We start from the raw sequence: 25,126 nt of genomic DNA, 5'->3' as shown, positions 1-25,126 counted from the left end.
TACAGGTTCGCACGCAATATCAAAAAACGCGTTAAACCATCGGCCATAATGATGTAGAGATCGTTAAACCCATTCGTCCGATACAGAAAGGAACCAATTTGGTATGGACCATTACACCAGAATTCAGCTCGCCATTCACTACTTGGAGCAGCACTTGCAGGAGGAATTCGACATACGGGCCACGGCTGCGGTTGCCGGGTTCTCGGCCTTCCATTTCCAGCGGCTGTTTCAAGCCATTACGGGATTCACTGTGCTGGAATACGTTCGCAGGAGGCGACTGTCCGAAGCGGCACGCCATTTGCGCGAATCGGAGCACGGGATTCTGGATATTGCGCTTGCATGGGGGTATCAATCCCAGGAAGCATTCACGCGTGCATTTGCAGGACATTGGGGGATGACACCTGCGCGGTTTCGAAAAATGCAGGAGGAGCCTTGTTCCTTGAAGAGCCAGTCGGTCATTGATTTTAACGATTATCGCTCACGGCTTGGAGGAGATATGTATATGAGAGCACCCCGTTTATTAACGCTGAATCCGATCCGGATTATCGGCTACGAGTACATGACCAACCTGAACAATGACCAGCATTATTCGGAAATCCCCGGGTTCTATCAGGAGTTCGGCGCATCGCAGAAATTTATGGACATCCCCGAACGGTCGCGTCCCGATCTGGCGTATGGCGTTGCGTGCCGCTTCGCCGACGATGGCGGGTTCTCGTTCATCGTCGGCGAGGAGAGCGGGGCAGCCGATGGGCAGAACCTGAAACCGGGTTTCACCTGGATAGAACTTCCCGGGGGCCTATATGCCGAATTCACGGTCGAAGGGTCGGGACAGGATATCCGCAAAATGATCTATGGCAGCTGGCTGCCCCAATCCGGTTATGAACGCAGGGAGGGACCGGACTTCGAAGTGACGGATGTATGGAAATCCACGCCGCAGCAGTTGGACATGAAAATCTATATTCCGCTAAAATGAAGTCACCGGTTTGTTGAAAATTCAGGCAGAAAGGACTTCGCCCATGCCAAAGAAAACATGGACAGGCTCACGGAGATGGACGCTTTGCGTTGCGCTGTTTGCCGCTGCCTACCTGCTGTTCATGGGCAATCTGCTGTTCGCGAACGGAAGGGTGCCGGGAGAAAGCTATCGATACAATCTCATTCCGTTTGAGACGGTCAAACCGCTGCTGCTGGAAAAGCATAAATTTACGACCGAAGCTTGGGTGAAAAACCTGTTCGGCAACATCGTATTATTTGTCCCCCTCGGCTTATGGATTCCCGTTCTGTTTCGCAGCTTCCGGACGTTTTTCCGGTTCACGGCAGCGGTGATCGTGCTGCTGCTTGCGGTAGAATTTACCCAGCTGCTCACCCGCGTCGGGACATTTGACGTGGATGATCTCATGCTGAATACGCTGGGTGCTTGGCTGGGCTATGCGATGTGCAGAGGGTGGGTCAGATTAAGGTTCGGCTCGCGGTGATGAAATACCGAAATTAGGCCTCTGCCCGGGAGGTCTTTTTTTCATGCATTCATAAGGGGGTGTTTATACACCAGGCATTTCGGCTAAAACATAATCAAGGGCATCCGATCAGCTCGCGGAGTTCACGCTCCTATGTTGATTTGCAATCGTTGAAATGAGGTGGCGGTTATCGTTTGGTGGAAGGAAAGCGTCGTATATCAAATCTATCCCATCAGCTTCAAGGATTCCAACGGAGATGGGCAAGGTGATTTGCAAGGCATCATTGAAAAAATGGACTATTTGGTTTCGCTCGGCATCGACGTCATCTGGATCTGTCCGATCTATGAGTCGCCGGGCCACGACAATGGCTATGATATCAGCGATTATTATTCGATCATGCGCAAGTTCGGAACGATGGACGATTTCGATCGTCTGCTGGAGGAGGCCCATCGCCGCGGGCTCAAGATCATGATGGACCTGGTGCTCAACCACACGTCGGACGAGCATCCCTGGTTCGTGGAATCGCGTTCCTCCAAGGAAAATGCAAGGCGCGACTATTACATTTGGCGTTCGGGCAAAAACGGGCAGGTACCGAACAACTGGGAATCGTATTTCAGCGGTTCGGTGTGGAAGCATGATCCGGAAACGAACGAGTATTACCTGCATCTTTATTCCGAGCATCAGCCCGACCTGAACTGGAACAATCCCCAGATGGCACAAGAGATGTACGAAATGGTGCATTGGTGGCTGGAAAAAGGGGTCGACGGCTTCCGCTTCGACGCGGTTGCCCATATCGCGAAGGCCGAAGGATTGCCCAGCGCGCACAATCCCGGTAATCTGCCGGTCGTCCCGGCATATCAACTGTTTTCCAACCTGGAGCAGGTGCATTCCATCCTGAAACAGTTGAACGACAACGTCCTCAAACCTTACGGCCCGATGACTGTTGGCGAAACGTCGGGGCTGGGACCTGAGCAGGCTTTGGCGTATGTGGGCACAGACCGGGACGAATTGAACATGGTGTTCCAGTTCGAGCACATGTTCGTGGACGCCCAATCCTCCGGGACGGGAAAGTGGGAGTACCGCAGCTGGAAGCTGCCCGAGCTTAAAGAAATCATGAGCCAGTGGCAGACGGTGCTGCACGGCCGGGGATGGAACGCCAATTATATGGGCAATCACGACCAGCCGCGGCCGGTTTCGCGTTTTGGCGATGACGGCAAGTACCGGGTTCGATCAGCCCAAATGCTGGCTGTCTGGATGCTCACGCTGGAAGGCACGCCGTACATCTTTCAGGGCGAAGAGATCGGCATGACCAATATTCGGTTTTCCGAGATCGACCAGTATCGCGACATTGAAACACTGAATTATTATCGGCAGCAAATCGGTCAGGGCAGGCCGAAGCATGAGGTCATGGAGGCGATCTGGCGCAAAAGCCGGGATAATGCCCGCACACCCATGCAGTGGGACGATACGGAATATGCCGGGTTTTCGGAAGCGGAGCCATGGATTCAGGTCAATGACAATTACAAGGAGATCAATGTGGCAGAGGCGGAGCTTGATCCGCAATCTGTTCTGCATTTTTACCGCAAAATGATTGCGCTTCGAAAAAAGCACCGCGTGCTGATTTATGGAGAATACGAACTCCTGCTGCCTGATCATGAGCACATTTACGCGTATACCCGCTCGTTGGAGAACGAGCAGATGCTGATCATCCTCAACTTCAGTTCCGAGGAGCCGGTCATGCAATGGCCGGAAGGATGGAGCGAAGGAGAAGCCAAGCTGCTGATCAGCAATGTCGGCAAACGCTATTCCACAGAGGAAGGTGCCATCCTGCTGCAGCCTTACGAGGCCAGGGTATATCGGATGAACAAGGCATGAAAGGTGCCGGCGTTGTCGCTTTTGCGCTTAAAAGGCGTTTTGCACTATAATAAGTAGTGAGTTTGCCGCAAATGTGGCGACAACGTTGGGTACTGGCCCGCAACTCTCAAATTCACTCAGGTCGGGAGGCTTCAGCAATGTTAAACATTACTTATCATGGACACTCCAGCGTTCAACTGGGCACGGAAGGGAAGTCTTTGCTCATCGATCCGTTCCTGCGCGGCAATGAACTGGCCGTTACGAAGCCGGAGGACGTCAAAACCGATGTCGTTCTGCTGACTCATGCACATACGGATCACATCCTGGATGCAGAACCGATTGCCAAGGCCAATCAGGCCAAAGTGGTGGCGATCGTGGAGCTGGCTACATACATGTCATGGAAAGGGCTGGACACGATCGGCATGAACATGGGCGGAACGGTGGATCTCGGCTTTGCGCAGGCGAAAATGATCCAAGCTTTCCATACGTCGGGCATTGTGCTCGAAGAGGAGCAGCGGATCATGTATGCGGGCGTTCCCGCGGGTTACATCATCAACATCGGGGGCAAAACGGTCCTGCATGCCGGCGATACATGCCTGTTTGGCGACATGAAAATGATCGGCGAGCGCCACTCGATCGACGTGGCGTTTATACCGATCGGCGGCCACTACACGATGGGGCCGGAAGATGCCTTGCAGGCTGCGGAGTGGTTTAATGCCAAGCTGACCATTCCGGTGCATTACGATACGTTCCCGGTCATTCGCCAGGATGCCGAACGCTTCGTGCAGCAATTGGCTGCCAAAGGACGGGAAGGACGCGTCATGGCACCGGGGGACTCCATCACCTTGTAAGGGCTGTAGAATGGATTCGGGTGAACATCCCCAGAATGCGTTTAAAAGGCGAATATCACGTCAGCAATTTTGGCGGATGTTCGCCTTTTTTTCGGATTGAGGTGCCAAAATGAGCATGAAGGAACGGCAACAGCAACATCGAGCGGGCTGTTCAACGGTTGCCTTTTCTCACGCTTCTATGATCATGCGAAAGGGTGGCCATCTCCGGGATCGGTCCGTTCCTAAAGTGCATCTCCGTGCTTGATCCATACTTGAGACAGGTCGATCAGGCCGAAAGAGTCCATTTGCAATCCTTGCAGCGCAGGATGCAGATGGTTTTTTTTGTGGGTATGGCTTCCGTGCAGCAGCCAGAGGTTTTCCTTTAATAGCTGCTCTGCGCGCAGCAGGATGTTCCAGCGTTCCTGCTCGCCTTGCTGCACGAATCCTTCGAGGAGCGTTCCCAGCTGCCGCAGTTGCTCCACCTCCAATAAATGATGGATGTAGTTGGAGCGGTTCATGAAGAAGCTGAACATTCCCCACTGCAGATCTTTTTCCAACAGTTCGTCCGCCTGCATGATGTCCGCCTCCTGCTGAATCCATGATGAATCCACTTGCTGCATGGGATGGAGCGACAGGTGGATGCCCATGTCGGCGCAGCGCTGCCTAAGCCACTCTGCCTCGGAAGTTTCCTCCTCTTTAGCCAGAAAAAAGAGACGGATTTCCTGCCCGTTATACCCGCTTTGTTGAAGTAATTTGCGTGCCTCGTCGGATGAAAAGGTTGGAAATGGCGCCGTTTCGCTAACTTCCGGCAGGAAGCTGTCGGCAGGGCGCATCGTATTTTTTCTTAACTGGCTAACCAACGCTTTCTGATCGTACAGCATGCGTATCACCTGCCTGAATGCGCGGTTATGCTGGATGCCCGGCCTGTTGAAATTAAACAGCAGATAGCGGGCACCGTGGGCTATGGGGAGCATGGTGCGCTGCCATTCCGTCGTTTGCGGCCAATGAACGCGCTCAGCTTGTTTGCCCGAAGTTTCCAGGCTCGTGCCGGGGCCCGGAGTCCGGGGATCGGGCAGCATGTAGTGTCGTTCGTTCGTGTACACATCCGGCAGGAACCAGAGTTCCACCCGGTCGAGCAGCGGGCGAAGGCCGTAATAGCCGTCAAAGGCGTCCAGGCGCAGCATTTGCTTGTCCTGCTCCGCGATGCGGTATGGCCCTGTTCCGATCAACCGGCTTTCCCCGGGCATCCAATCGGAAGGCAGGATGGACATCTGTATGGAGCCTGCGAAATGAAGCCAGAAGCGATTGCTTCTGTGGAAGCGGAATTCAACGGCATAATCCCCATGCAGCTGAACGTTTTTCACGTACTGGCTCTCCGTATACGGCCCAGGCAATGCATCGCGCAGCCGTTCCCAGGTGGAACGTACATCTTTCGAAGTCAATTCATGGCCGTGGTGGAAGGACACCTTTTTGCGCAAGTAGAACGTCCATGAGGTGTAATCCCCGTTATGTTCCCAGGCATGGGCAAGACGTGGAACGAAGCGCTGTACGTCGGGTTCGTATTCCACAAGCGTGCTGCATATATTATCGATCAGGTAGGCTTCGAATACGGTAAACACCGCATGAGGGTTCAGCGATTTCAGTTCTCGGTTCTGCATGACCCGCAGCACATCGAGCGGTGCTCCGGACGCGGTTTCTACCCGCAATCCCAGCTGGCGGGCAATTGTGGATTGCGCCATTTGCTTTACGGAGAGAGGGAGCGACGCATCGGATGCAAGCGCGAAGGCGTCTTTGAAACGCGATTCCAGCAGCAGGGAATGCAGTACGGGAAGGACCACGTCTGCGGGTTCGCCAATCAGGGCAAGCCTCGACGGGTTTCCCCTCCCACGGCCGGGCTGCCAACGGATATATTGCTGCTGCTCAAGCTTGCGCAGCACAAGCTTGACGTTTCGCGGCGTGCAGTGAAACAGCTTGGCAAGCTGTTCGATCGTGACGGCATACGAGCCGTCCGGAGCAGTATCGCTATGCTCCCGAAGCTGATGAAGCTGCATGTAATATTCATGAATTTGCATGGATAGATCTCCTGTTATGGGATAAAAGGTGAAATTACGTTGCAATAAGGTACACTTTTTATTCTCCTTTTGCCAGATACAATTATACATGAGAGCGCCACGATGCGCTCGACCTTGTATGTACTTGGCAAAGGAGAATGAACATGAGCTTGAAGCAATTGCACCCCACGATACGTATTCGGATTTTGACGGTATTCATGACACGAACGATCGAAGCGATGATTTTTCCGTTCATGGCCATTTATTTTTCGGAAAAGCTGGGAGAGAAAACGGCTGGCCTGCTGATGGTCTTGCTCATCGTTTTGCGTATAGCCGCAAGCTTCTGGGGTGGGTACCTGGCAGATCGATATGGACGGAAAAAAGTACTGATCTATGCCGAAGGCGTGCTGTTTGCGGCCGCTGTGCTGATGGCGGCAGCCAATGCGCCGGGGATCGATTCGGTCTGGCTGACCTTTGCCATGGTCATGCTGCATGGGGCGGCGAACGGCATTGGAGCTCCTGCGGCGGATGCCATGCTGATCGACGTCAGCACGCCGGAAACGAGAACGCTGATGTACAGCATCAATTATTGGGCCATCAACCTGTCGATCACGCTCGGCACGGCCATCGGCGGGTGGATGTTTAAGGATTACCGGTTTGAGCTGTTTATGGCCATGGCTTTGGTGAGTCTGTGCATCCTTCTGTTGACCGCGTTTCGGGTGAAGGAGACATATCAACCTCGACCGATGCAGGGGAAGCGGGGAATGCGCTTTAGGGGGGCGGCAATGATGCTCCAAACGTACCAGTCCGTTTACAAGGACAAACGTTTTATGGCATACAGCCTTGGCATGCTGCTGTTGTTATCGACCGAGTTTCATCTCACCCAATATATCGGCGTCCGATTGGAACGAGAGTTTGTTCCCCTTACGGTAGATCTTCCTTTCCTGCCTGCGATGGAACTCCATGGCATCCATATGTTTGGGCTGATCCAAATGGAGAATACGATTCTGATCGTGGTGATGGCGCTGGGCATCAATGCATTGCTCAAACGTTATGACCGGCCATGGCAGCGGGTGAAATGGCTGACGCTGGGTTCGGTGGCGTACGTTGCGGGTTTTGCGGTCATCGCCTATACAAACGAGCCGTTGCTGCTCGCGTTGTTCATGCTGGTTGCCACCGTCGGAGAGCTGATTCACACGCCCTTGCGCCAGCGGGAGCTGGCTGAAATGGTCAGCGTGGAAGCACGCAGCTCCTATATGGCCGTGAACGGCATGATGATGCAGGGTGCGCGCATGATTGCCGCAATGGGCATTACCGTCGGCGCTTTTCTGCCGTCCGCCGGCATGGCTGGGCTCATATTTGCCATCGGTATGACGGGTACGTTGTTGATTAGGCAAGTTGTTGCCAAGCCGCTGAGGGAGTTTTCCCAACCGGAGAAGACGATGCGGAAATATGGAACTTAAAAGACTCGCTGCATTAATCAAAGGGGACCGGCGTAAATTCCGATGACTGCGGGCTGCGATGCCTTCCATACGAAGAGGTTGGTGTTACGGTTGCCCGGTTTTTGGGGTAAGGGATACCAGAGGCGGAAAATATAACACCCCCACACGGAAATGGAGGCGGCAGCATGAGTTCGGAAAACACAGCACTCTCATCGTGGTGGAGAACGTCCACGGTGTACCAGGTATATCCCAAAAGCTTTAAAGACACCACAGGCTCTGGCACGGGAGACATCCCCGGCCTGATCGAAAAATTGGACTATTTGCACGATTTGGGGATCGATATCGTCTGGCTGCAGCCCGTATACATATCCCCGCAGCGGGATAACGGCTATGATGTAGCCGATTATTACCGAATCAATCCCGAATATGGCAGCATGGAAGATATGGATGCGCTGCTGGAAGGGCTTGACGCACGGGGCATGAAACTGATGATCGACATCGTGGTGAACCATACGTCCACAGAACATGAATGGTTCAAACAGGCCCGCTCGTCCCGGGACAACCCGTATCGGGACTACTACATTTGGCGTGACCCTGCGCCGGACGGCGGCGTGCCGAACAACTGGCAGTCCAAGTTCGGGGGCCCGGCCTGGCAGTATGACGAACAAACAGGGCAGTATTTTCTCACCTTGTTCGACAAAACGCAGGCGGATCTGAATTGGGAAAATGAGCAGGTGCGTTCGGAAGTGCGGAAAATGCTCAAGTTCTGGGCGGATAAGGGTGTGGCCGGTTTCCGCATGGACGTGATCAACCTGATCTCGAAGGATCAGCGCTTTCCCGACGATGACGGCAGCGTGCCGCCCGGGGACGGACGCCGTTTTTACACGGACGGCCCAAAGGTGCACGAGTACATTCGCGAAATGTACGAGGAGGTGTTCGGACCTTACCAGCTGGTTACGGTAGGGGAGATGTCATCCACGACGCTGGAGCATTGCATCCGGTATTCCAGGCCGGAGTCGCGCGAATTTTCGATGACGTTCAGCTTTCATCATTTAAAGGTGGACTATCCAAACGGGCAGAAGTGGGAGCTGATGCCTTACGATTTCGAGGCGCTGAAGCGACTGCTCAGCGATTGGCAGACAGGCATGCAGGCGGGGGGAGGCTGGAATGCATTGTTCCTGAACAATCACGATCAGCCCAGGGCGTTGTCGCGCTTTGCCGACGATGGCGAATATCGGACGGAAAGCGCGAAGATGCTGGCGACGACCCTTCACGGACTGCAAGGAACTCCATACGTTTATCAAGGGGAAGAGATCGGCCTGCCGAATCCGGTATGGCAGGATGCGAGCGAGTTCCGGGACATCGAGTCCACGAATATGTTTAAGCTGCTGCAGCAAGAGGGCGGCAAGTCGGCTGCCGAGGCGTTCGAGATCGTAAAAACGCGTTCAAGGGACAACTCGCGCATACCGATGCCATGGGACGACACCGAGAATGCGGGATTCACGACAGGCACGCCTTGGATCAAAATCGATGAACGATACCCCGAGTTGAATGTGAAAAGACAATTGGCCGATCCGGAATCCGTGTATTACCACTACCAAAAATTAATTGCCTTGCGCAAGCAAGTGCAAGTGCTGACGGATGGATTGTACGAACGGCTGGATGAAGGGCATTCGGAGGTGTTTGCCTATGCCCGCTCGAACGGGAAGGAAACGCTGCTGGTCGTTTCCAGCTTCAGCAAACAGCAATCCCGCTTCCGGTTTCCGGAGGAGGTCTGGCAGGCGCATGTGGCAGACAAGCGGCATGAACTGCTGATCGGCAATACGAAAACGATTCCCGAACTGGAACCAACGCTTTGCCTTGAGCCTTTTGCATCTTACATGTGGCTGATTTCCCAAGAGGAACCGCCCACGAATCACGGCACAGGAAAGGAGCGAAGCTGATGGATCGCAAACAAGTCGAAGATATCGTGAAAGCGGTCGGGGGCAAAGAAAACATCGAAGCGGCCACGCACTGCGTGACGCGATTAAGGTTTGCCCTCATCGACGAAAGCAAGGTCGACAGCGAGGCGCTTGACCGGAACGACCTGGTCAAAGGGCAATTTTCCTCGCAAGGCCAATTCCAGGTGGTCATCGGGCCCGGTCTCGTAGACAAGGTATACGATGAGATGATCGGGATTACGGGCGGCGACCGTGCTTCCAAGGACGACGTAAAAGCCGCCGCGGGCAAAAAACAGCATCCGATCCAGCGCGCCATCAAAACGCTGTCGGACATCTTTATCCCGATTCTGCCGGCCATTATTACGGCAGGTTTGCTGCTCGGGATCAACAACATTTTGACCGGCCCCGGCATCTTTTTCGATGAGCGTTCACTCGTTGACGTTTATCCGGCCTGGAAGGATCTTGCATCGATCATCAACACCATCGCAAGCACGGCGTTTACGTTTCTGCCTGCGTTGATCGGATGGTCGGCCGTGACGAGATTCGGCGGAAGCCCGTTGCTCGGGATCGTGCTGGGTTTGATTCTGGTGCATCCCGACCTGCTCAGCGCTTACGGGTATGCCGATGCGGTCAACGAAGGCACCGTGCCGATCTGGAACCTGTTCGGCTGGGAAATCGAGAAGATCGGATATCAAGGTCAGGTGCTGCCTGTGCTGGTATCGGCGTATTTGCTGGCCAAGCTGGAGACGTTCCTGAACAAAAGGGTTCACGATTCGGTGAAACTGCTCGTCGTTGCGCCTGTTACGCTGCTGATCACCGGATTTCTTGCGTTTACGATCATCGGTCCGGTCACGTTTGCGATCGCAAACGCGATTACGGACGGACTCATGTATATCTACAATTCGTATGCGGCCCTTGGCGGATTGATCTATGGCGGATTGTATGCGCTGCTGGTCATTACCGGCATGCATCATACGTTTCTGGCCGTGGACGTGCAGCTGATCGGCAGCCAAGGCGGTACCTTTCTATGGCCGATGCTGGCTTTATCCAACATCGCTCAAGGTTCAGCGGCATTGGCGATGATGCTGGTGCTGCGCGAACGTAAAATGCGCGGCCTTGCCGCCACGTCTTCGATCTCTGCTTTCCTAGGGGTCACCGAGCCGGCAATCTTCGGCGTGAACATCCGTTACAGATATCCGTTTATTTTCGGGATGGTCGGTTCGGCCATCGGCGGCGTGCTGCTGACGATGAACGATGTTCAGGCCACGTCGATCGGCGTGGGCGGCGTGCCCGGATTTCTATCCATTTTTCCGAATAAATGGGGTGTGTTCTTCATTGGCATGGCGATCGTGCTGATCGTGCCGTTTGCGCTCACGGTGGTCTTTGGCAGGATGAAGGTCCGAAGGGAAGGGCGTGTCGCGAACGCTTCGGCAGCTTCGGAAGCGCAGGCAGAAACGGCAACCGCGCCGACAACCGAAACCGGGCGGGCCGAGGTATCGCAGGCCGCGGCAAACGGCGGTGAACGCGAAAAAAACGCAAACGACGAATCGATTAACGTGCTTGAAGTACGTGCACCGCTAAGCGGTACGGCCGTGCCGCTGGAACAGGTGCCTGATGCGGCATTTGCGGAGAAGCAGATGGGAGACGGGGTCGCGATCGAACCTTCCGGCAGCAGCGTGGCAGCTCCGTTCGATGCGCAGGTCGCCCACGTCATCAAGAGCAAGCATGCCGTCATTTTGGAGCATGCGAGCGGGGTGCAGATGTTGGTCCATATCGGCATCAATACCGTTTCGCTCAAGGGCGAAGGCTTCCGAGTGCATGTCCAGGCAGGAGACCGCGTCAAGGCAGGACAAACGCTGCTGGAATTCGATCGCGATGTGATAGAGGCTGCCGGCTATCCGCTCATTACCCCGATCATCGTGCCGGATGGACAGGATATGGTGGAGCGGGTAGAGTCGTTTACGGGCAGTGTCGTTCACAATCGTGAAGACGTACTCCATATTCATCTGAAAAAATAAAAGAGTTTAACCGCAGTCGTACGCAGGCGAACCGGATGGGAGCATATGATTCCCAAGCCGGTTCGTTTTGCGTTGCCGGCATGGTACACTTAGGAACAAGGATGAAGAATCACGAAGGTTCGTCCAGCTTCTCAGCAAGGACCGGAATGTCATTCGGGGCGGAATGTGCATGTTTGTCCCGTTTCGCTCATAAGGTTCAACAAACGCCGATCAGGACACATGAATCGATGGAATAGCGGAGGAGGAGTGCCATGACACGCGTGGCGGTAATGGTCATTCACGGACTGGGCATGCAAAAGGAGGATTATGCCGATACCTTGATCTCCCGGCTGAACAAAGAATTCGATCAGGTCATGGTATTGCCTGGGGCGGCTGCCGCCTGCCTCGATATCGAGCCGGTGTTTTGGGCGGATGTGTTTGCCGAAAAAGAGGAGGAGCTTTACCAAAAGCTTGTCAAGGACCAAGGGTTGAATTATCAGCTTTTGCGCCGCTTCATCATTCACTATCTGGCGGACGCCGTGGCTTATCAGCCTGTAGAAAACCATGGGCATCATTACGATGCCGTACATGCCACGTTATCCAAAGCCATGCACGCCTTATCCGGCCGCAATGGCCCGGAAACGCCGCTTTGCGTCATCGCACACAGCTTGGGGGCGGTGATCGCCAGCAATTTTTTCTATGATCTGCAATTTCCTTCCGACCGGGTGCCCAGCATCATTGATCCCAATTCTGCGCTGGAACGCGGAGATACGTTAACCGCCTTTTATTCCTTTGGAACAACGCTGCCGCTCTGGAGCCTGCGATATCACGAATTCAATCGGCCCATTGCAGTGCCGTCTCCTCTGGCGGATACCTATCTTCCAGGCATATCAGGGGAATGGGTGAACTTTTATGATCGGAACGATATTTTGGGTTATCCGCTCAAACCGATCGATCCTGCCTATGAAGCGGCAGTCAAGGAGGACATCGAGATCCATGCGGGAGGATGGCTTGTCCAATGGAGTCCGCTTAGCCACAGCGGTTATTTTGACAGCAGTACGATGAATCGCAGGATTGCGCAAGGATTGGCACGGATCTGGACATGGGTGAATCGATCGTAGCCCCTGACGGGACGGTTGACGGTTGATCGACATATGAGGAGAAAGCAGGTACAGCAAACATTTGAAGGAGGCGAGATGATATGGAATGCAGGACAGGTTGTGCCGCATGCTGCATCGCTATTTCCATCAGTTCACCGATTCCAGGTATGGAAGGCGGCAAACCTGCGGGGGTACGCTGCGTGCAGCTGACGGATGACAACCGATGCCGTCTGTTTGGGCGCGAGGAACGGCCTGCCGTATGCGGCGAGCTGCAAGCTTCGATGGAGATGTGCGGCAGTACGGACCAGGAGGCATTCGACATTTTGACCTGGCTGGAACGGGAGACGTCCCCCATCGGACAATAGGACTGAAAACACTCCTATAATGATCATGACCAAAGAGCATCCTTCGGCACGTTCCGGGGATGCTCTTTGGTTATGCCTGAACAATAAAACGGATCGTCACGCTGGGTGTGGGTCTGTGGATCTCTTCATTTGGCGTGACTCCCATGGTTAGTTGGAAAATGGCCAATGCATTGTTTATGTGTTGAATTTGTACAGGCTCTTGGCTGAAGGTTTGGGCTCTCTGAACATCATGAAGTATAGCAAGGACGAGAGCACGTATAACCCGCCCGTAATGCTGAACGTGACGGCATACCCCCAGTATGTTCCGTACGTGGTGACCAGATAAGATTGCACAGGGCCCATCGTGGCCCAGCCGATCATAAAGGCGGTTTGCATCAGGGAATTGGCAATGCCGCGCCGCTCGTCGGATACTTTGTCCACAAGGATCGCCGAGTGGATCGGGTTGGCCGCATTCATGAGCGCTTGCCGGAACAAGAAGCTCACCGAAGCAACGAACAGCAGGTTGGTGAAACCGGTCAGCAGCAGAAACGGCAGCGACATGACCTGAAAGAGCACGACGGCACGCACGCTGCCAACTTTGGCTGCCAGCGTTGGTCCGATGAGCATCGACACAATCGTCATGATCTGCCCAAGCGAAATAAGCAGACTCATGCCGCTCACGGATACCGAGAAACGGTTGGTGAAATACAGGTTCAGGTAAGGCACGACAAGTCCGGAGCCAAAGCCGATCAACAGCTGCGTAACAACAAACTGACCGATCAGTCGAGAATCCTTCTTGAGTATTGCCTTCTCAGGGTTGATCGATGCTGGATGACGATCCTTGTATCCGGACGTGTCCGGTCCAGCTGCAGAAGAAAGCGGCTCAGGCTCGGAAGCCGAAGGCAGCTCCTTGTTTTCCGTGACAAATAACAGCGGGATGAACGCAGCAAAGGTGGCGATGCCGCCAGCGATCAGCACGGTCTGCAGACCGGCGACCTTGGCCATGCCCATGGAATGAAACAGATCGGCGAGCACTCCGCCGCCCAAGCTGCCGAGCACCTGTGAAGCCAGAACCAAGGATGAATAATAACTGAACATTTTGAGCCGTTCGCTCTTTTTCACGTTTTCGGCCAGAAAAGGAATGGCCAGCACCTGAAACACGGCTGCGAACAGGCCGGAGCATACCGCGAACCACATCAGGCCGCTATCCGAGTAGTCGAACGAGCGCCCGACCAAAAAAATGCCGCTGAACAGCGCGCCGGCAATCAGCAGCAGCTTGCGGCTGAAGCGGTCGCCGCACAGCCCGATCGGCACGAACATGATCGCCGTTGCGAGCGATTGCACGCTAATGATTTGGCCGTTCATCGTATCGTTGTAGCCAAGCCCCTGAATATATAAGTTATACAGGACGGAAAACATGCCGTTTCCGATCTGGTACAGCAGGCTTGCCAGAAAAAAAAGCTGGATGTTGCGGGGCCAACCCCGAATTTCAGATGTAATTTGTCGTGGAATTCTCAAGCCTTCTCCCCCAGTCATCTCCCATGCGATCATTCAAGTGTAACAGGATTAGGGGGATTTCGGAACAATTGACCGGTGTTTATTTTTCGGGGTGGGTCACGGCATCAGATTACGCGTGCTATGACAAAGCCGTCATATCCTTTGCTGCCCACGGTTTGCAATGCCGTTGCTTCCAGACGGGGGTGATTTCCGATCATGTCCAGGAAGGTACGCACGCCTTGCACGCGCGGATCGGTACTGTGTTTATCGGCAACTTCGCCGTTTCGGACGACGTTGTCTCCAACGATCAGGCTGCCCGGACGGGTCATGCGCAGTGCCCACCGGAGATAGTCCGGGTTACTCGGTTTGTCCGCGTCGATAAAAACGAAGTCAAAGGGTTCGCGGTAGTCTTCGCACACGTCCGGTAAGGTCGTTAGCGCAGGTCCGACGCGCATGTCAACTTTGCCTGCGAGTCCTGCACGCTCAAGATTGGTGCGAGCGACCTCGGCGTGATGGGGTTCCGATTCCAATGTGACGATCCGCCCATGCTCCGGCAGTGCCCGAGCCATCCAGATCGTGCTGTATCCGCCCAACGTGCCGATTTCCAGCACGCGTTCGGCATGCTGAATGCTCAGCAGCAGCTGCAGCAATCGTCCCTGATTCGGGGTTACGTCAATGGTCGGCAAGTCGGCCTGGGCATTGGCAAGCAGTGTTTTTTCCAACAAAGGATCAGACGGGATCAGGATATGATTGAGATATTCGTCAACTTGCGTCCAGGTTTGCTGTGAGACAGATTCATGCGGATGGTTCATGGCTCATCTTCCTTTCTGCGAGCAAAGAAGCTGTTTTTGTTTTCCTGATACCACTATATCGCTTGATTGAATATAAATAAAATATATATTATATATGTAAACATATATTAAAGTTATGGTTAAAAGGATGTAAGGAGGCCCAAAGGATGAATCTGCACGGGTTGCGATTGTTTCATGCTGTCGTCAAGCACGGCGGCATTACGAGGGCAGCGGAGGAACTCAGCATTAGCCAACCGGCCGTTTCTTCCCAGCTTCGCAAGTTTGAGCAGGAACTCGGAGTTACGCTTTTTGTAGCGGTAGGCAGAAAGAGGGAGGCCAGCGACGCGGGAAAACAACTGATGGAGTATGCGGAACGGCTGTTCAAGCTGGAGCAGGAAGTGGACGGCTATATAGCAGGTATTCGCTCAGGCAAAAAGGGACTCGTCCGGATTACGGCAACGTACCTGCCTTCCAATTTTTTGCTGCCGGCCTGGATTGCCCGTTTCAAGCAATTGTACGAAGACGTGGAATTGGTGATCAGCACGACCAACACCCGAAAAGCGTTCGACGAGCTTCTCAGTTATGAAGCCGAAGTAGCGCTGTATGGCGGAAGCGGAATTTCGCAACCAGGCGTACATTGGGACGAGTTGTTTGAAGACGACATGTGGTTCGTGGTCCATCCGGATCACCGGTATGCCGGGCAGGAGGTGGAACTTGGCGATATGGTGGCAGAGCCGTTCATCATGCGCGAGGAAGGCAGTGCGACGAGGGAGCGTTTATTTTCCCTTTGCAGTACGTTTAATGTGGCGGCGCCCCGCATCGCGCTGCAGTTCAACGGACTCAACGAAACCATCAGTGCTGTCAAAGCGGGGTACGGAGCCAATTTCATATCTTCACTGGTGGTGAAGGAGGATGTGAGGCACGGGAGGCTGGCCCGCGTGCGGGTAAAGGGCGTACATTTGAAAAACAAACTGGCCGTCTGTACCCGGGCCGGGGAGAAGCTGTCTCCCGCCGCCCAACATCTCGTGGAACTGATCCGGCAGGAGGCAGCCAAGCTGCATCGGAAAGAGTGATGAACCCCGGCACATGCTTATGCCGGTGGAATCCAACCTCGTGCTTGGACTGTAGATGCCAGCTGCTTCATGCGTAGTCCCTTAGTTGCCCGAAGCTCCGGATGGTTGCCGTCGATCCGAGCCAAAGCCCGTTCGGGCCCGGATCGCCACGCCGCCGACGAGCAGAACGGGCAGCCAGACTGCCGCTTTCGGAACATGGTGGAACAAAAATGCTGCGATGATGACGCCTGTCAAATAAATGGCTACGGCCATAACGCGCAGGCTGTCGTCTCCTGACAGACGGTTTCGCGCAGCCTGTCTGTCCACCTTGCCGAAACGCCGGAACATGTTGGCCGCGTCTTCGACGACCGCAGCCAAATTGTTGGTCAGCACCGTCGTCGAAATGCCGGCCATGCCGATTTTGCGGGCTGCCGTCGTCTGCATGCCCATGGCTGCGCCGAGCACAACAATGACCAGGCCCGGCCAGTGTATGCTGAAATGAGTCGTCATAACGATCGCAAAGAAAAGCAGCAGCAGGCTTTCCGCGATCAATACACGCGTAACGCGTTTGGACCAGCCGCTTTGGCCCGGACCGATCAATTTTGCCGCAAATGCGTTGCCTGCGATAAAACCTGCCAAAGCGAGCAGGGAGCGGATCACGACGATTTCCTGGGCATGGGCAATCGCGATGCCGAGCAGCACGATGTTGCCTGTCATGTTTGCCGTGAGCACGTGTCCAAGTCCAAGATAACCGATAACGTCGGCCATCCCGGCTGCCATACATAGGGATAATAGAGCGAATTTTTGCTGAGCCGTTCGGGACATGCCAATCTTCCTTTCCTGAGAAGCGGTAACCATTCAAGTATACCGCAATGAGGCCCAAAATAAAGGCTGGTGCAAACTGTCGGTGATCTCTCTAAAGCAGGACAGGGAGGGCGCATCATTGGCCTTGGCGGGGAGCTGGATGACGCTGTAAATTCGTTTATTGGCTCAAGATGTTTTATAATAGAGCGGGAGAGAAGCGTGCTGGCTTGTCTCCAAACCATTTTGCGTGCTTAGAGAAAGGAAGAGCTATCATGATGAACGCTCCAAATCCGATTGACCAGTTCAAGAAGTTTAAATACGAAATTACGAGATTTATGATGATCTATAAATTCGCCCTGGATCAGATGGAAACGAAAATCGAGGTGCTGAAGGAAGAATTCCAGTCGCTGCATGACTACAGCCCGATTGAGCACACCAAGTCCAGACTGAAATCGCCAGAAAGCATCATGAACAAAATGTTCCGCAAAAATCATGAGCTGACGTTCGAGAGCATCAAAAAGAACATCAAGGATATTGCGGGGGTGCGCATTACCTGCTCGTTCATTTCCGACATTTACCGGATCAAAGATATGTTATGCAACCAAAGCGATCTGCGCGTGCTGGAAGTAAAGGATTACATCAAAAACCCGAAACCGAACGGCTACCAAAGCTTGCACCTGCTGGTGGAAATTCCGGTCTATATGTCCAACGGGGAAGAGCGCGCCTGCGTGGAAATCCAGATTCGTACCATCGCCATGGATTTCTGGGCCAGCCTGGAGCACAAAATTTTTTATAAATACAACAAAGAAGTGCCCGAGCGTCTGCTCAAGGAACTGAAAAGCGCGGCCGATTCGGCGAATGCCCTGGATCAACAGATGGAACGGCTGCATAACGAAATCCAGGAGATCAAGGATGCCGAGAGCGAACGCGACGAAGAACAGATGCGGCGCATCATCATCAACAATCAGCAGTTTACGCTGCCTTCCAATTTGCTGAGATTGCTCGGAGACGGGGAATAGCACAAGCAGGAATGGTGACCGCGGAAAGGAATTTGTAACAATTGATGAAAAATACGTTGGTTTCATTAACTCCCCAGCCTGCGTCGCGGGTACGCATGGCACTGATTTTGGGAACCTTGTCCGCCTTTGGACCGTTGTCCCTCGATATGTATTTGCCTGCGCTGCCCGTGCTGGCCGAGGATTTCCAATCTTCGCCGTCCTATGCCCAGCTTAGCCTGACGGCCTGCATGGTAGGTTTGGCCGCAGGGCAGCTGCTGGCCGGACCGATGAGCGACGTTCGCGGACGACGCACGCCTCTTATTTTCGGACTGATTCTATATACGCTCGCCTCCGTGCTGTGTCTGGTTAGCCCAACGATGGGTTCGTTCATCGTACTGCGGTTCATCCAGGGAGCTGCCGGGGCTGCCGGCATCGTCATCTCCCGCGCGGTGGCCAGGGATGCTTACGAGGGACCGGAACTGACCCGGTTTTTCTCGCTGCTGATGCTGGTTAACGGGGTGGCTCCAATCGCGGCGCCTGTTATCGGCGGGCAATTGCTCGCATTTACGTCATGGAGAGGCGTATTCATATTGCTGTCGCTGATCGGAGTCCTTACGCTGCTTGCCGTCATTTTCGGTTTGGGCGAAACGCTGCCGGCCGAACGCAGGTCGAGCGGCGGTCTGAAACAAACGCTGTCGACCTTTGGCAATATTACGCGTGACCGCCTGTTTATGGGTTATGCCTTGACGCAAGGTTTCGTGGGTGCAGGCATGTTTGCGTACATATCGGGTTCGCCGTTTGTCTTGCAAAAGGTGTACGACATTTCTCCGCAGATGTTCAGCCTTTGCTTCGCCATTAATGGGCTTGGCATCATCATCGCCAGCCAGGTGGCCGGCCGTTTGGCTGGAAAGGTGAGCGAAACGCGTTTGCTCGTCGCCGGATTGGTCATGGCCGTGGTCGGAGGGATTTCCCTGCTTGTGGCGATATTGCTGGGTGGACCGCTGTTCAGCGTGCTGATCCCGCTGTTTTTGGTCGTATCCAGCGTCGGGCTTGTCAACACCGCTTCCTTTGCGTTAGCCATGGCCAATCAGGGGAAATCCGCAGGCAGCGCTTCAGCGCTGATCGGCGTCATGACGTTTTTGTTCGGCGGGCTTGTGGCCCCACTCGTCGGTTTGGGCGGGGAAGGAACGGCGGTGCCGATGGCGATCGTCATTGCCTGTGCGGATCTGGGCGCATTGCTGATCTATGCATGGATGGTCGGTGCTCGCAGCAAGGTAGCGTCCATCCGCTAAACGAAAAGCGTTCCAACTGGCAGCCTGGTCTGCCTGTCGGAACGCTTTTTTTCTCGGCAAAGCGCAAACAAAACCTGCGTGTTGGGCAGCATACCCGTTGTCGGGAAAAGACGGAAACCGAGAACAAAGTCGAATCGATGGATCAACGGCCTTCTCCCCGGACGCCAATGGAGCGGGATTGACAATTTAGTTGATAACAATTATCATTGTCAATGGGTTTGGACAAGAATGATGTACATATAGGAATATATGTGATTAGAACAATCCTGTCCCAATTTCGCATAATCACATTCCAATTTTCGGGGTCATATAGAAGGGGGTCACTACCTTGTTCGGAAAAAAACAAAAGATGATCATGCTGCTGATTACGGTCATGGTCATGTCCATCTGGCTGGCAGCATGCGGGTCGAAGCCGGCAGAGAACGGCGCGGCAACCGGTGAAAATTCGTCGACAGCCACAGAGAACAATACCGCTTCCGAAGGAGAAACGAAGACTGAAGCTCCTGCAGAAAAAACGATGACGGACGCCATGGGTCACGAAGTCGTCATTCCGGCCCATCCGGAGCGCATTATCGCCTCTTATCTGGAAGACCATTTGGTAACGCTTGGCGTGAAACCTGTTGCTCAATGGTCCGTGACCAATGGCACCCAGGATTACTTGGCCAAGGATCTGGACGGCATTCCGACGATTTCCTTCGATCTTCCTTTTGAGGAAGTAGCGGGTTACAGCCCGGATCTGATCATTATCGGTTCGGAGAGCCAGGTTGAAGGCGGCAAATATGAACAATACAGCAAAATCGCTCCGACGTATGTGCTTGGCGACGAAATCAACAGTGATTGGCGCAAAGCGCTGCTGAAAATCGGCGAAATTTTGAACAAGAGCGCTGAAGCTCAAAAAGCGCTTGATGACTATGATGTGAAAGCCAAAGAATACAAAGAAAAAATCAATGCGGTAACCGGGGGTACGAAATCTGCTGCAGCAGTTTGGCTGGTGGGCGGCAAGTTCTTCATCGTCAGCGACAATGTATCCAGCGGTGAAGTGATGTACAACGAGCTTGGCCTGTCCGAGCCTGACGTGGTGAAAGAAATTTCGGCTACGGCTACAGGCAACTGGTCCTCGATTTCGTTGGAGAAGCTGGCAGAGATGAACGTGGACTACCTGTTCTTTGTGAACAGCGACAAGGATGCGGGGGCAGAAGCGCTGAAAGATCCAGTGTGGCAGAGCATCCCGGCGGTGAAAAACGGCAATCTCTTCGAATTTACGCGTTCCAGCAGCTGGCTGTACAGCGGTTTGCAAGCCAACACGCAAATCATGGAAGATATTCAAAGCAGCATCGTAAAATAAGATGTGTTTCCTGCATGAACGGAACAAACAAAGCGAACTCCTTGGCGCATGACGCCAGGGAGTTTTTTGCGCGTAATGGCCGAATCCGGGCAGCTGCATGTATAATGGTGAGACCATCACTACAGGCCAAGAAAGGAAGATCACATGACACATACTTTAGATCCACAGCAATTGACGCAGAAGGAAAATTACAAACTGATGAGCGGATCGGTCGTGCCTCGTCCCATTGCCTTTGTCACGACGAGGACAGAGGACGGGCAGACGATCAATGCCGCGCCGTTCAGCTTTTTTAATGTGGTGAGCTCCGATCCGCCGATTCTGTCCATATCGATTCAGCGCAAGGCAGGGGGCATGAAGGATACGGCAAGGAACGTGCTGGCCGGCAAGGAACTCGTTGTGCACATTTGTGACGAATCGATCGTCCCGGACATGAACGAAACGGCAGCGCTGCTCGAGCCGCATGAGAGTGAGCTTGAGCGGACCAGCCTGACGACCGTGCCGAGCAAGGCCGTAGATGTGCCCGGCATCGCCGAGGCATTGATCCGCATGGAGTGCCGCCTGCATCAGCACATTCCGATTTTGAATGATGAAGGCACAGTGGTCACTGACCTGCTGCTTGTGCGGATCGTTCAATATCATTTTGACGAGAAGGTATACGATCCGTCGACCGGGTACATTTTGATGGACCACTTGAAGCCCGTGAGCCGGCTAGCCGGAAACGATTATGCCAAGCTTGGCGAGCGGTTTACGGTGGTAAGACCGGTATAGTTTCAGCGTTCGGATCATGCATTCGAAACGAGAAACAGACTATCCGCATATTAGTTATTGAAGGGGGGAAGCACATGCCGCAAGGCATGTGCTTCCCCCCTTTTTGCGCTGGAAACATAATACGGCTCAAACGCGAATAGACTTGTACCATATCTTACGCACGAGTGATCTATATAGGTTGAACTAGCATTTACACGATAACGGAGAGGACAGAAAGAATCTGGAGAAGCGAAGCGTTCTAAAAGCTTTCTGAAAGAAAGCTGCTTCGGAAGCATAGGCTTATCACCGGATTTTACCCTTGAAAAGGGATTAAAAAAATCTGGGGATAAGGCCGATCGGAAGATGGTTCTGACCACGTAGTAGCTCCGTGTAAAAATCATTGGTTGAACTTATGTGTCAGAATAAGGCGGAATGAAGGGGGACAAGCGACATGAACCAGCATGCAGGGACGGCGAGCGCCGGAATTCTGGGCATTGGGACGGCGCTGCCGGAGCATCGCATCGAACAGAAGGACGTTGCGTCAAGGTTAGCCGTGGCATTGGCGGACGAGCCTGATTCCAGAAGGTGGGCGAAACGGATTTTCAATCAGTGCGGCGTTGAAACGAGGTATACGTGCGAGCCGAATTTGCTTGAACCGGTGGAGGGGTGCCGGTATTTGTATTCAACCTCATCAGAGAACGTTCCGCTGACCCGGGAACGCATGGACAAATACAAGGCGGCGGCCATTCCGCTTGGGATGGAGGCTGCCACCCGCGCGCTGGAGGACGCCGCGGTGGCTCCTGCCGAGATTAGCCACCTGATCACGGTGAGCTGCACAGGGCAGTTTCTGCCCGGCCTGGACGTACGGATCGTTCAACAGCTGGAGCTGCATCCCGGCGTACAGCGCATTCCGCTTGTGTTTCAAGGCTGCGCTGCCGGACTAAAGGCCATTCAAATGGCCAATGCCATCGTAAGATCAGACCCGAACGCCAAGGCGTTGATCGTGTGCGTGGAGCTCTGCACCTTGCATTTTCAGCCATCGGCCAAGCGGGACGACCTGTATGCGGCATCGTTTTTCGGCGACGGCGCATCGGCGTGTATCGTGGGATCAGCGGACTTCGGAAACGGCGACCTGTTCGAATTGGGCGAGGGAGACTCCGTGCTTCTTCCGGCCTGCTCCGAAGAAATGATATGGGAAGTCGGCAATACCGGCTTTGATCTGTATCTGTCTCCGCAAATTCCAAGGCTGTTGGAACATCATCTCGCGAAGGCTGCGGAACGTGTGCTGGCGAGGGGTGAACGACCGGACATTTGGGCGATCCATCCGGGAGGCCGGGGCATCGTGGATGCCGTGCAGAAGCTGTACGGCTTGTCGGACGAGCAGGTTTCGTACAGCCGGAGCATATTGCGGGATTACGGCAACCTGTCGTCGGTCACGATTATGTTTGTACTTCATGCGATCAGAGAGGGCTACAGAAATACCCTCCAAACTTCCCGCGGCATTGCGCTTGCGTTCGGGCCGGGAATTACGGCCGAAATGTTGCCTTTTACCTACGTTCCATCCCGAGTGCCCGAACCGGAGCCTGTCCATCATGGCCGGCTTTAACTGGTTGGCAGAAAGAGCGACCCGACCGGAACTCATGGATGAACCGGCCATGGATGCAGGAACGGAACTCAGGCAGGCTCACCGCCATCTGCGGTGGCTGAATCACATTTTTGCCGCTTCGCGCCCCACCTTGTACGGCATACAACGCCTTTGGGTGCATGCTGGTAAACCGGAGACGTTGTCCATCGCAGATATCGGCGCAGGTGCCGGAGACATCAACCGCCGCATCTTGCGCTGGGCAGACGGCAACCGCATTGACATGACCATCGAGCTGATCGATTTGACCATGGAGGCCTGTGAAGAGGCGAAGGTTTTATTCGCCGATGAACCGCGGATCAGGGTCAGGCAGCATGACGTTTTCGAGCTGGACAAAGGCAGTGCCGATATTGTGACCTGTGCGCAATTTCTGCATCATTTTCATGAGGAAGACGTTTCGCGCGTAGTCACTCGTATGCTGGACATATCCCGGATCGGACTGGCCATCAACGACATTCATCGCCACTGGTTGGCGTGGGCCGCCGTGTGGATGACAACCAGGCTGATTTCGCGAAACCGCTATATTCGTCACGACGGTCCGCTATCGGTGGCCAAAGGGTTTCGCGGAAGCGACTGGGAACGATTGCGTGCCGCCATGCCTGACGGTCAAGCTCTGCAATACACTTGGCAGCCGTTGTTCAGATATGCGGTCATCCTGCCAAAGATGAGCACAGCACGGGAGAAGGGAGTCGGGATTCAACAGTGAAGGGCGAAAGAAGGGAACCTGGATGACAAAACAGGTGGACGCGGCCATCATCGGCGGCGGCATTGCCGGCAGCAGTCTGGCCATCGATTTGGCTCGCAAAGGCTGGAGCACTTTAGTGCTGGACCAGAAGGTGTTCCCCAGACACAAATCGTGCGGGGAGTTCATGAGCCCGGAAACCGGGCAGATGCTGGCGATGCTGGGGCTGGCCGATCTGTCGCGAGAACTGCAGCCGGCCATCATTCGGGAGGCTGCCTTGATATTCGAACATGGAGCCCGCGTCAGCATGCCGCTTCCCGGGAATGCATGGGGCATAAGCCGCTACGCCCTTGACTTGAAGCTGCATGAGGCTGCTTTGGAGGCGGGTGCGGAGATATGGGAAGGATGCAAGGTTGAGGACATTGCCGAAATCCGGAGCGAACGGAGCAGGTATCCTTTGGAGAATACGGCGTACCGGTTGAACGTTGACCATCATGGACAATCGTGCATCATCGAAGCGCGGGTTGCATTCGGTGCGTGGGGCTCCCGCAGACCGAGCCGTCTGCTTCCGGCCAACGATAAGAACGCCGTAAAGGGAAAAACGGCCCGCAGAACGACAATGGGCCAACATCCCGACCAGGTTGGGGTAAAACTCCATTATGAAGGGATCACGGGCGGCGAGGCCGTCGAATTGTATTTCTGCGAGGGCGGTTACGTCGGAATTGCTCCGATCGAAAAACAGCGGCTTAACGTCGCCGCCCTGCTGGATCTGCGGACCGTTCAAAAATGGGGGAAAAGCGTGGCCGAAATCATCGATGCGGCAGCATCCACGAATAAGGCCCTCGCCGACAGGCTCGAAGGAGGCATTCCGATTGCGGACACGTCCACGGCCCAGGCTCCTGTCCGGATCACCTCCCGCCCGGAGCCATGGGGAACCGTGCCGCATATCGGTGATGCCGCCATGATCATCCCGCCGCTGTGCGGGGACGGGATGTCGATTGCGCTCCGCTCGGCGCTTCAGGCAAGCAGCATCGCCGAGCTGTATTTAAACGGAAGCATTTCGCATGACGGTTGGAAACGAAAGCATATCAGCCGATTGCAGCGCGAGTTTGGAAGGGTGTTAAAGGTTGGCGGACTGCTGCAAGCAGCTAGCCGGGTGCCAATTCTAACAAAGATGGCTCCCGGAGCCCTTCGGCTGTTCCCGCCTCTGCGCGGCTGGATGGTGAGGGCAACGCGTCTGAAAGAAACGGAACGATGAATCTGATCA

21 protein-coding genes are annotated in these 25,126 nt (G+C 54.3%); 17 read left to right on the top strand and 4 right to left on the bottom strand.

Annotated features, from left to right (window positions below):
• Window positions 1-103: 103 nt before the first annotated feature.
• The 4 genes from RSX24_RS00605 (at window position 104) to RSX24_RS00590 (ending at window position 4,156) form a co-directional block, all read left to right on the top strand.
• Entirely contained in the window at window positions 104-973 is an 870-nt protein-coding gene (locus tag RSX24_RS00605; protein ID WP_339277761.1) for an effector binding domain-containing protein, read from the top strand.
• A 43-nt stretch (window positions 974-1,016) separates the two neighbouring features.
• Window positions 1,017-1,472, top strand: coding sequence for a VanZ family protein (locus RSX24_RS00600; protein WP_339277763.1), 456 nt, complete (start codon window positions 1,017-1,019; stop codon window positions 1,470-1,472).
• Window positions 1,473-1,631: 159 nt separating this feature from the next.
• Complete coding sequence (locus RSX24_RS00595; RefSeq protein WP_236419323.1) at window positions 1,632-3,326, top strand: glycoside hydrolase family 13 protein; 1,695 nt, start codon at window positions 1,632-1,634, stop codon at window positions 3,324-3,326.
• A 137-nt stretch (window positions 3,327-3,463) separates the two neighbouring features.
• Entirely contained in the window at window positions 3,464-4,156 is a 693-nt protein-coding gene (locus tag RSX24_RS00590; protein ID WP_236419341.1) for a metal-dependent hydrolase, read from the top strand.
• A 221-nt stretch (window positions 4,157-4,377) separates the two neighbouring features.
• Here the strand turns inward: RSX24_RS00590 and RSX24_RS00585 are convergent, their stop codons facing one another.
• A complete protein-coding gene (locus tag RSX24_RS00585) occupies window positions 4,378-6,207 on the bottom strand; it encodes an ABC transporter substrate-binding protein (RefSeq protein ID WP_343259397.1) in 1,830 nt (609 codons plus the stop codon).
• A gap of 143 nt (window positions 6,208-6,350) precedes the next feature.
• On the opposite strand from RSX24_RS00585, the gene RSX24_RS00580 reads away from it, so the two are divergent.
• The 5 genes from RSX24_RS00580 (at window position 6,351) to RSX24_RS00560 (ending at window position 13,030) form a co-directional block, all read left to right on the top strand.
• Window positions 6,351-7,649, top strand: a complete 1,299-nt coding sequence (locus RSX24_RS00580; protein WP_343259396.1) for an MFS transporter — start codon at window positions 6,351-6,353, stop codon at window positions 7,647-7,649.
• 164 nt (window positions 7,650-7,813) lie between these two features.
• Window positions 7,814-9,571, top strand: a complete 1,758-nt coding sequence (gene treC, locus RSX24_RS00575) for an alpha,alpha-phosphotrehalase (RefSeq protein WP_343259395.1) — start codon at window positions 7,814-7,816, stop codon at window positions 9,569-9,571.
• On the top strand, window positions 9,571-11,586 hold the full coding sequence (gene treP / locus RSX24_RS00570; RefSeq protein WP_343259394.1) for a PTS system trehalose-specific EIIBC component: 2,016 nt from the start codon (window positions 9,571-9,573) through the stop codon (window positions 11,584-11,586). The genes treC and treP overlap by 1 nt, the downstream gene beginning before the upstream one ends.
• 251 nt (window positions 11,587-11,837) lie before the next feature.
• Entirely contained in the window at window positions 11,838-12,686 is an 849-nt protein-coding gene (locus RSX24_RS00565) for a chemotaxis protein (protein ID WP_343259393.1), read from the top strand.
• 80 nt (window positions 12,687-12,766) lie between these two features.
• Window positions 12,767-13,030, top strand: coding sequence for a YkgJ family cysteine cluster protein (locus RSX24_RS00560; RefSeq protein WP_236419388.1), 264 nt, complete (start codon window positions 12,767-12,769; stop codon window positions 13,028-13,030).
• Window positions 13,031-13,204: 174 nt separating this feature from the next.
• Here RSX24_RS00560 and RSX24_RS00555 read toward each other — a convergent pair whose 3' ends face one another.
• Together RSX24_RS00555 and RSX24_RS00550 are read right to left on the bottom strand one after the other, a co-directional pair.
• Window positions 13,205-14,545, bottom strand: coding sequence for an MFS transporter (locus RSX24_RS00555; protein WP_438286748.1), 1,341 nt, complete (start codon window positions 14,543-14,545; stop codon window positions 13,205-13,207).
• An 86-nt stretch (window positions 14,546-14,631) separates the two neighbouring features.
• Entirely contained in the window at window positions 14,632-15,318 is a 687-nt protein-coding gene (locus RSX24_RS00550; RefSeq protein ID WP_343259391.1) for an O-methyltransferase, read from the bottom strand.
• Between the two features lie 146 nt (window positions 15,319-15,464).
• Here RSX24_RS00550 and RSX24_RS00545 point away from each other — a divergent pair, with 146 nt between their 5' ends.
• On the top strand, window positions 15,465-16,370 hold the full coding sequence (locus RSX24_RS00545; protein WP_343259390.1) for a LysR family transcriptional regulator: 906 nt from the start codon (window positions 15,465-15,467) through the stop codon (window positions 16,368-16,370).
• Window positions 16,371-16,451: 81 nt separating this feature from the next.
• On the opposite strand, the gene RSX24_RS00540 is transcribed toward RSX24_RS00545, so the two are convergent.
• Entirely contained in the window at window positions 16,452-17,174 is a 723-nt protein-coding gene (locus RSX24_RS00540; protein ID WP_343259389.1) for a YoaK family protein, read from the bottom strand.
• 254 nt (window positions 17,175-17,428) lie between these two features.
• Here RSX24_RS00540 and RSX24_RS00535 point away from each other — a divergent pair, with 254 nt between their 5' ends.
• The 7 genes from RSX24_RS00535 to RSX24_RS00505 all read left to right on the top strand — a co-directional run bounded on the left by RSX24_RS00535 (window position 17,429) and on the right by RSX24_RS00505 (window position 25,117).
• Complete coding sequence (locus RSX24_RS00535) at window positions 17,429-18,172, top strand: GTP pyrophosphokinase (RefSeq protein WP_236419636.1); 744 nt, start codon at window positions 17,429-17,431, stop codon at window positions 18,170-18,172.
• A gap of 44 nt (window positions 18,173-18,216) precedes the next feature.
• On the top strand, window positions 18,217-19,443 hold the full coding sequence (locus RSX24_RS00530) for a multidrug effflux MFS transporter (protein ID WP_343259388.1): 1,227 nt from the start codon (window positions 18,217-18,219) through the stop codon (window positions 19,441-19,443).
• A 349-nt stretch (window positions 19,444-19,792) separates the two neighbouring features.
• On the top strand, window positions 19,793-20,788 hold the full coding sequence (locus tag RSX24_RS00525; RefSeq protein ID WP_438286763.1) for an iron-hydroxamate ABC transporter substrate-binding protein: 996 nt from the start codon (window positions 19,793-19,795) through the stop codon (window positions 20,786-20,788).
• A gap of 144 nt (window positions 20,789-20,932) precedes the next feature.
• A complete protein-coding gene (locus RSX24_RS00520; protein WP_236419431.1) occupies window positions 20,933-21,556 on the top strand; it encodes a flavin reductase family protein in 624 nt (207 codons plus the stop codon).
• Between the two features lie 430 nt (window positions 21,557-21,986).
• A complete protein-coding gene (locus RSX24_RS00515; protein ID WP_236419433.1) occupies window positions 21,987-23,141 on the top strand; it encodes a type III polyketide synthase in 1,155 nt (384 codons plus the stop codon).
• A complete protein-coding gene (locus tag RSX24_RS00510; protein WP_343259387.1) occupies window positions 23,128-23,883 on the top strand; it encodes a methyltransferase domain-containing protein in 756 nt (251 codons plus the stop codon). The genes RSX24_RS00515 and RSX24_RS00510 overlap by 14 nt, the downstream gene beginning before the upstream one ends.
• 22 nt (window positions 23,884-23,905) lie before the next feature.
• The gene (locus RSX24_RS00505) at window positions 23,906-25,117 is read left to right on the top strand and encodes an NAD(P)/FAD-dependent oxidoreductase (protein WP_343259386.1); all 1,212 of its coding nucleotides are present in this window, start codon (window positions 23,906-23,908) and stop codon (window positions 25,115-25,117) included.
• Window positions 25,118-25,126 lie beyond the last annotated feature (9 nt).

The organism is Paenibacillus hubeiensis (assembly GCF_032334105.1).
Classification (GTDB): domain Bacteria; phylum Bacillota; class Bacilli; order Paenibacillales; family Paenibacillaceae; genus Paenibacillus; species Paenibacillus hubeiensis.
The sequence above is the reverse complement of the archived record's forward strand: the minus strand, read 5'-3'. Positions and strand labels throughout refer to the sequence as shown.